4 protein-coding genes are annotated in these 2207 nt (G+C 60.3%); all 4 read left to right on the top strand.

Annotated features, from left to right (window positions below; genetic code table 11):
* Positions 1-397 (top strand): ABC transporter permease subunit (locus EN939_RS31075; RefSeq protein WP_127271444.1); only part of this gene is annotated, 397 nt, incomplete at its 5' end.
* Positions 394-1053, top strand: coding sequence for an amino acid ABC transporter permease (locus EN939_RS31070; protein ID WP_127270814.1), 660 nt, complete (start codon positions 394-396; stop codon positions 1051-1053). The genes EN939_RS31075 and EN939_RS31070, both read left to right, overlap by 4 nt.
* Before the next feature lie 38 nt (positions 1054-1091).
* Complete coding sequence (locus EN939_RS31065) at positions 1092-1907, top strand: substrate-binding periplasmic protein (RefSeq protein ID WP_164748881.1); 816 nt, start codon at positions 1092-1094, stop codon at positions 1905-1907.
* A 112-nt stretch (positions 1908-2019) separates the two neighbouring features.
* Entirely contained in the window at positions 2020-2178 is a 159-nt protein-coding gene (locus tag EN939_RS38705) for a hypothetical protein (RefSeq protein WP_164775889.1), read from the top strand.
* Positions 2179-2207: the final 29 nt, after the last annotated feature.

The raw sequence follows: 2207 nt of genomic DNA, 5'->3' as shown, positions 1-2207 counted from the left end.
TGCCATCCTGGGCATGGGGTTGGTATCAACGGCCTATCTCGCTGAAATCTATAGGGGTGGCTTCCTGGCCCTCTCGAAGGGCCAGCGGGAGGCGTCCACGGCGCTCGGTATGTCGCGCCTGGATACGCTGCGCTATATCCTGGCGCCGCAGGTCCTGCGCGTCTCGGTTCCACCCATGGCGACCTTCCTTGTTAGCCTGCTCAAAGACACGACCGTGGCCTCCACGATCGGTGTCCGCGACGTGATGATGTACGCATCGCAGCAGGCTCAAGGCGGCGGCGGCAGCTTCGCGCCGTTCATTTTCGCCGCGCTTCTCTACATCGTGCTGTCCATACCCGTTGTCGTGTTGGCACGCGCCGTGGACGGGCGGCTGCGCTCAAGGGGGCAAGCGAAATGAGCGAGATGCTGGCTAACTGGCTGGACTGGTCGCCCCAGCTTTTCCAAGGAGCTATTGTCAGTCTTCAGTTGGCGGGCCTGGCGCTGCTGTTCGGATTGCCTATCGGCCTCGTTCTTGCGCTTGCCTCTTCCTCTGGAAACAGGCTCGTCCGCTATTTCGCGGTGGTATTGGTCGAGATCGGGCGTGGTGCGCCTGCACTCGTCGTCCTGCAGATGGTCTACTATGGATTGCCTGCTTCCGGGATGACCGTAAGTGCCTTCACCTCTGGCGTGATTGCGTTGGCGCTAACGACAGGCGCCTACACCAGCGAGATCCTTCGCGCCGGTCTGAACGCGGTTCCGCATTGTGAGATCGAGGCGGGCTGGGCGCTCGGCATGACCCGCCGGGACATCCTGCGCTTCGTAGTGATCCCCCAAGGAATCCTGTTCGCAATACCCGCACTGATGGGCTTTGCCATTCTCATCTTCCAGGCGACGGCCCTTACATACACGATCGCCATCCCCGAACTTCTGGCGCGCGCCTATCGCGTGGGTGCGGCCACCTACCTCTACCTCGATGTCCTGATCTTGGCGGGCCTGTTCTATCTCGCCATCACCGTCCCGTTCGGGTGGCTGGTCTCGTACACCGAACGTAGGCTGGGCAGCCATCTCGGCTGACCTGCAATCAAAAACCATCAATGTCAGAGGAGAGCACAGTGAAAAATTGGAGTAAGATTATCTCGGCCGCGGCCATTGCTACGGCCTTGGGTGCCAGCGTCGCGTCCGCACAGGATTGCAAGCCGCAGCACGTTTTCGAAACCGTGTCAGCGGGCAAACTCACAGTCGCGCTTACCAACACCGCTCCGTATTCGCTCGAAAAAGACAGCGGCATCGCGGGTATCGACGGCGATCTCGTGAAGCGTTTTGCCAAGGAGAACTGCCTGGAGATCGCTTATGAGATCTTCACATATCCAGGCGCGGTTTCCGCAGTTCAGTCGCGGCGCGCGGACATCGCGCTTGGCGGCTTCTATCGTACCGCCGCCCGCGCGAAGGTCGTCGCTCTGTCTACGCCGGTCTATCTCGACCAACTGTCCGTCACCTCGACCAACGGCATTGATACTGTCGATGGTCTGCTGGGCAAGAAGGTCGGCACCGTTGAAGGATATTTATGGGTCCAGGACATGGAGAAGCTTTACGAAGGCTCCAAGACCTATCCGTCGTCGCTGAACCTCGCGCAGGACCTTCATGCCGGTCGTATTGAGGCGGCGCTCGACGGCTTCGGCTCCGCTGTCATTCAGAACGAAGGACAGAATTATAAGGTAAATGCGCTGAAACAAGATCCGCGCATCGATGCGACCATGAACCCGTCGCAGACCGCCTTCCTGCTGGACAAGAGCAACGAGGATCTTGCGAAGGCCGTTGACACGTCCCTAGAAGCTTACCGCAAGGATGGCGCGATCGCGGAAGCGCTCAAGGCTTACGGGCTGGATCCGTCAGCCGCAGATGTCGGTGGCGCCCGCGTCATCGAGTAAGCCGCTGGTATGAAGGGCCGCTCCGCCTGTGCCTCCCGTTTTTAGGAAGAAAACCGAGCGAGGCGGGCGGCCTGGACGTTTGCTGCGCGGCTGCGATCCGAGCGTGTGCTAAATGCCTGCCGTCGACTACGTCGCCGCCGATGCCTACATCAATTCGGACGACACTGGCGACTGTCAGCTCGCCGACCTCATCCAAGGCGAGGAGCTTCCCTCGCTTTACGCCCGTTCCTGCTGTGCAGAGCAGTGCCGCTGGCTCGCACCTTGGCTATAGAGCTTCTATCAACGCGCAGTGTGCATGAT

It is taken from the genome of Mesorhizobium sp. M7A.F.Ca.CA.002.05.1.1 (genome assembly GCF_003998335.1).
GTDB lineage: Bacteria > Pseudomonadota > Alphaproteobacteria > Rhizobiales > Rhizobiaceae > Mesorhizobium.
This window is presented reverse-complemented; position numbering and strand designations above follow the sequence as displayed.

What these genes read in the sequence shown, in the direction of transcription:
- EN939_RS31070 (WP_127270814.1), top strand. Translation starts at nt 394, where the DNA reads ATGAGCGAGATGCTGGCTAACTGGCTGGACTGGTCGCCCCAGCTTTTC.
- EN939_RS38705 (WP_164775889.1), top strand. Translation starts at nt 2,020, where the DNA reads ATGCCTGCCGTCGACTACGTCGCCGCCGATGCCTACATCAATTCGGAC.